7 protein-coding genes are annotated in these 4,589 nt (G+C 56.2%); 3 read left to right on the top strand and 4 right to left on the bottom strand.

Features of this window, described 5'->3' with window-relative positions:
• Positions 1-406, bottom strand: a 406-nt coding sequence (locus E4K65_RS46360; RefSeq protein ID WP_135179722.1) for a transposase, incomplete at its 3' end; no start/stop codon positions are given.
• Between the two features lie 176 nt (positions 407-582).
• A complete protein-coding gene (locus tag E4K65_RS46355) occupies positions 583-825 on the bottom strand; it encodes a DUF1127 domain-containing protein (protein ID WP_135179721.1) in 243 nt (80 codons plus the stop codon).
• 157 nt (positions 826-982) lie between these two features.
• On the opposite strand from E4K65_RS46355, the gene E4K65_RS46350 reads away from it, so the two are divergent.
• The 3 genes from E4K65_RS46350 (at position 983) to E4K65_RS46345 (ending at position 3,396) form a co-directional block, all read left to right on the top strand.
• Positions 983-2,563: a winged helix-turn-helix domain-containing tetratricopeptide repeat protein gene (locus tag E4K65_RS46350; RefSeq protein WP_135179720.1), complete on the top strand. Its 1,581-nt coding sequence runs from the start codon at positions 983-985 to the stop codon at positions 2,561-2,563.
• 402 nt (positions 2,564-2,965) lie between these two features.
• Entirely contained in the window at positions 2,966-3,124 is a 159-nt protein-coding gene (locus E4K65_RS48110) for a hypothetical protein (RefSeq protein WP_167771704.1), read from the top strand.
• A gap of 32 nt (positions 3,125-3,156) precedes the next feature.
• Positions 3,157-3,396 carry a hypothetical protein gene (locus E4K65_RS46345; protein WP_135179719.1) on the top strand — a complete coding sequence of 80 codons (240 nt, stop codon included), beginning with the start codon at positions 3,157-3,159 and terminating at the stop codon, positions 3,394-3,396.
• Between the two features lie 127 nt (positions 3,397-3,523).
• On the opposite strand, the gene E4K65_RS46340 is transcribed toward E4K65_RS46345, so the two are convergent.
• On the bottom strand, positions 3,524-4,063 hold the full coding sequence (locus tag E4K65_RS46340) for a hypothetical protein (protein WP_135179718.1): 540 nt from the start codon (positions 4,061-4,063) through the stop codon (positions 3,524-3,526).
• A gap of 224 nt (positions 4,064-4,287) precedes the next feature.
• Positions 4,288-4,589, bottom strand: a 302-nt coding sequence (locus E4K65_RS48380) for a hypothetical protein (RefSeq protein WP_209312168.1), incomplete at its 5' end; no start/stop codon positions are given.

The following is a 4,589-nucleotide window of genomic DNA, read 5'->3' as shown; positions in this document are numbered from 1 at the left end:
CGGCCGCAATGCACGCCTCCACGACCCGCTCGAACATGTGGCGAAATACATCTCCCTCGCGGAAGCGCTCGTTGCGGGCGCGCGAGAACGCCGAATGATCCGGGATAGCGTCCTCGATCCCGAGCTTGCAGAACCAGCGATAGGCAAGGTTCACCTGCACTTCACGGCAGATCAGCCGCTCCGAACGGATCGCAAAGACATATCCCACGACCAGCATCCGGATCATCAGTTCCGGATCGATCGACGGGCGACCCATGGACGAATAATGAGGTGCTAGTTCACTGCGAAGCCAGGACAGGTCGAGAGCCGCATCGATCTTCCGCACGAGATGATCTTCAGGAACCGCGTCGCCAAGATGAAACTCGTAGAACAGTTGACCTTGGTCACTCTTCACACGGCCCATCATGGATCGACCTCGCCGAGATTCGCGTCAACACAACGGAATCACGGTTCGCGGTCTGTCTCAACCGACTTTTGCAACAAAATCGGCCAATAGGAGACATCCCCGCCTTACTAGCATCTGGGACGAGAAATCGGCGCTCTATTGCTTCGCCGCCGATATCGATCGTCCCTATCTCGAAATCAGATACTAATGGGGCTGGAGGAGCAGGCACCTCGTGGGTCGATAGATCGGTTCGATGCGACGTATTCGATTTCGCCGCGCGCGATCCCTATGTCCTTGAGCTCCCGGTCGTTGAGGTCGTAAAGGGCGGCACGCGCTTTTTCTTGTTTTCGTCGTTCTTGGAGCCTCGTCCAAGATGCTTTGAAGAGGCGAAAGATCTGCGGCGCCGATGCGATGGCCTGTCCCAATTCGGTCGTAGTCATTGCTGCACCTCTTATTTGGAGCTTGAAGACTACCTCCGCGAGGGCAGACGCTCTTGACGAACCGCTTACATTTTCCTCACCACAAGCTTATTCTTCGTCAGTCGGGGCTTCGGCCGAGTTCGGGAGGCCCAGAGGCTAACCGGGGGAGAAAGGCAGTTTGCGCTATCTCTTCGAGGGCTACACTTTTGACACTGACCTGCGCGAGCTCCGTTGCGGGGCCGAGGTGGTCTCTATCGCGCCACAGGTATTTGACTTACTCGCCTACCTGATAGGCAACAGGGAGCGCGTCGTCAGCAAAGACGACCTCATCAGAGCCGTTTGGAAAAGTCGCATCGTCTCAGATGCCGCGCTGACCACCCGCCTGAATGCCGTCCGGAGCGCAATTGGCGACACAGGCGAGAAACAGCATTTGATCAAGACATTGCCGCGTAAAGGATTCCGCTTCGTTGCTAAAGTACAAGAAGACGAGAGGCGCATAGTCGAGCCGGTTAGCTCTTCTGGACATGGTGGCGACACGACGCCAACACAAGCTTCTGCGACACGTCTATCCATGGTGGTGCTGCCATTCGCGAACCTCAGCGACGATCCCGGGCAGGACTACTTTGTCGATGGGGTGACCGACAGCCTGACGACGGACTTGTCACGTATCAGTGGCTCATTCGTCATTGGCCGGCACACTGCATTCACCTACAAAGGCAAAGCGGTTGATCTGAAGCAGGTCGGTCGCGAGTTGAACGTGCGCTATGTGCTGGAAGGGTCTGTCCAGCGCGGCGGTGACCGACTCCGCGTCAACGTTCGGCTCGTTGACACAGAAATCGGCACACACCTGTGGGCCGATCGTTTTGACAAGCCCGTTGCTGATCTGTTCGACATGCAGGACGAGATCGTATCGCGCCTCGCCAACACGCTGGAAGCTCAACTCACCGAGTATGAGGCCAGGCGGTCCGAGCAATCTCCACACCTCACGTCAATGGACCTTTACTTTCAAGGCACGGCTTCTTTGAACAAGGGGCGGACGCCAGAATATATGGCACAAGCTCGTGCATTTCTTGAGCGGGCATTGGTGCTTGACCCCAAAAATGCCGCAGCGATGGTCGCTATGGCGGTTGTCGACGTGACAATTGGATCGGGCCTGTATTCGCCGGATCGGGCCGTGCGTCTCGCAATGGCCGAGGCGTCTGTGGTGAAGGCGCTGTCTCACGCACCGAATTTTGCTGTTGCCCATTTGGTATTGGGCGACGTGCTCATTCTAACGAACCGGGCGACTCAAGGGATAGCGGAGTGCGAGCGGGCGTTGGCCTTGGATCGCAACTTGGCTGGGGCGCATGCGGTCATCGGTGCCGCAAAATTTGTGATGGGTCGCGCAGCTGAGACTGAGCCCCATATGAACGAGGCGTTTCGCCTTTCTCCTCGCGACGTAAACGCCTATCGCTGGCTGCTGTTCGCCGGAGCCGCCAAATGGCAACTCTCGGAGGATGTTGACGCGGTTAACCGGTGGCGACGCAGCCTTGAAGCCAACCGGAATTATCCCATTACGCACTTTTTGCTCGCGGGCGCACTCGCATTGCTCGGCTGCATGGATCAGGCGAGCGAAGCCGTAAAGGCAGGACTTGCGCTCGATCCCAACTTTACCATTCGTCGCTTCCGTAACGGCATACTGAGTGACAATCCAACCTATCTTGCGATGCGCGAGCGAATTTATCGGGGCTTGCGCTTGGCCGGGGTGCCTGAGGGATGATGTCGGCTTGGGGTCAAACTCGGAAGTCGGTGGGTGCTTGGTAGATGGTCTGCTCTGCCACTGTGAGCGGACATCACCGGATCCGCGGTTCAGGTCCGCGAAGGGCCACAACCGGACCTTAGGTGATCGCTCAACTCACTGGCAACCATACACCAAGGCGACGCGAGCAAGCCCGGCAAGACAAGCCTAGATTGCTGTTGCATTTCGCAATATGGTTACAACGGTTTCTGGGAAGGCCCAAGGATGTTACACGCGGACTATGTTTTTGGCCTAGCTCTTGCGCTAGTGGTCGCATTTAACCTTTACCTTGGGCCGCGTATTGAGGGCGAACGCGTTGCAATGCAGTGGGGACACAACGGCGAGCCTACATGGTGCGCCCCAAAATGGTTGGCGATGTGGGGAATGATCGCCTTCATGGCAGCTGTTCGGCTCTTTATTTGGCTGGCTTCAGCATATGTGCCGCAGCGTGTGCACGGTGTTGAACTCGGCATAGTCATTTTCTCGGTTATCGCCGCAGGCTCCCACCTCTTCGTGTTGATGAAGGCGAGAGCGGCGCGCTGAACGAGGTTCTACAGGCCGGGTGAGATGGTCGAATGCTGGGCTTGGTCATGGCGGATAACAAAAGCAACATCCCGACCGGACGGACCTATCTTGGGTTTGCCCTGGCTTGGACGGTCCTGTTTTTCTTGGTCTATCTGATTTGCATCGCTCTATTTGCCGCCGGTCGTTGGGAGATTGGCCTTCTCACCATCCTGCTCATCGTCTATGGATTTGTTCGACACAGCGTGTGGCTTGGGAAACGTGCGAAGCGGGGCCTTGTTCGCAGGCGCTGAAGTCCGCTCGGGGTCAACAGCGCCGGTTTGACTGGCGCCGTGTCACTTCCGGTCTGCCCCAATTAGCAGACAGAACATTTTTGAGCCGAACCGAACGTCGCCATCGGGCCAGGAGCCGACAAACACCCTACTGTTCACGGCGGCCGGGTTGTTCTCGCAGACGCTGGTACGCCAACATCTCTTCGTGCCAGTTTTGGTATTCAGAATGGGAGATTTGAAACGGAACTAGGCGCCTTTTCCCGTCTTCGCCAGAATAGATTACAACGGTGTATTCCCGACTGCGCTGATCGGGTGTGCTGGGATAGGCGAGAAATTCGCGATGCTCGCTTCGCTGGCCGAAGAGAACATTGACTATTTCGCCCACCTTTGCAGTTCCCACTATAACTTCAATGATCTTTAGGCGAGAGCCAAATATATCGTTTGTGCAGCCCTCACAATGACGCCCTCCTAACCAGGCTACGTCATTGCCTTGCCCAAAGCGAACTTTTGCAGTGATGACATCCTTTGCGCCACTGGGAAGATAACGTGGCGCGTCGATATCCGCTGGCATTTGCTCGAGAAAATACGCAACAGGCGTCATGTTTCGCTCTGTTGCAGAAAGCCGCACGACTGAGATTACGCCGAACATAACGCAGATGGCTATTTTGGTCAGCTTGATCAACTTCATGCTTGCCAACATGTCTCGATTGTGTCGTGACCTTACTGCTTTGCTCGCGAAAATCCATCGTCCAAGGACCGCTTCGGGTCAACAGCGCCGGTTTCAGCCGTTGGCAGTCAGGTCCGGTCTACCCTCAACTTCGGAAATGATCGGGCATCACCCAGAGGGCCGCGAAGGGCCATAAGCCGACTCCATCCAACGAACCGAGCTTTGCCGAGACGCTGGGCCAAGTACTATGCATCGCCGATTGCATCTAGAACGAACTTTATTGGATCGGGGGGAGGCGTATGATTCACCCCGAATGGCTCTCTAAGCCAGCCCTTCTCTCCGTTCACCAATATCGGCGGAAATGCGGGAACGTCGAAATACGCCACTTCCCAGAAGGAAACGAGTTGGTTGGCTTCTTTGGAAACTAGCCTAAGCTCCAGAGTGCGGCCAGTGGTCCCACTGGCACTTTGGTGATGGGAAGGAGCAGTTTCATCGATCAGCAAGCGCAGATGTGGCTCCGATATTTGCGGCATGAGATATCGTCCGA

Source organism: Bradyrhizobium niftali, from assembly GCF_004571025.1.
Taxonomy (GTDB): domain Bacteria; phylum Pseudomonadota; class Alphaproteobacteria; order Rhizobiales; family Xanthobacteraceae; genus Bradyrhizobium; species Bradyrhizobium niftali.
Note: the sequence above shows the minus strand (reverse complement) of the source record. Positions and strands in the feature narration are given on the sequence as shown.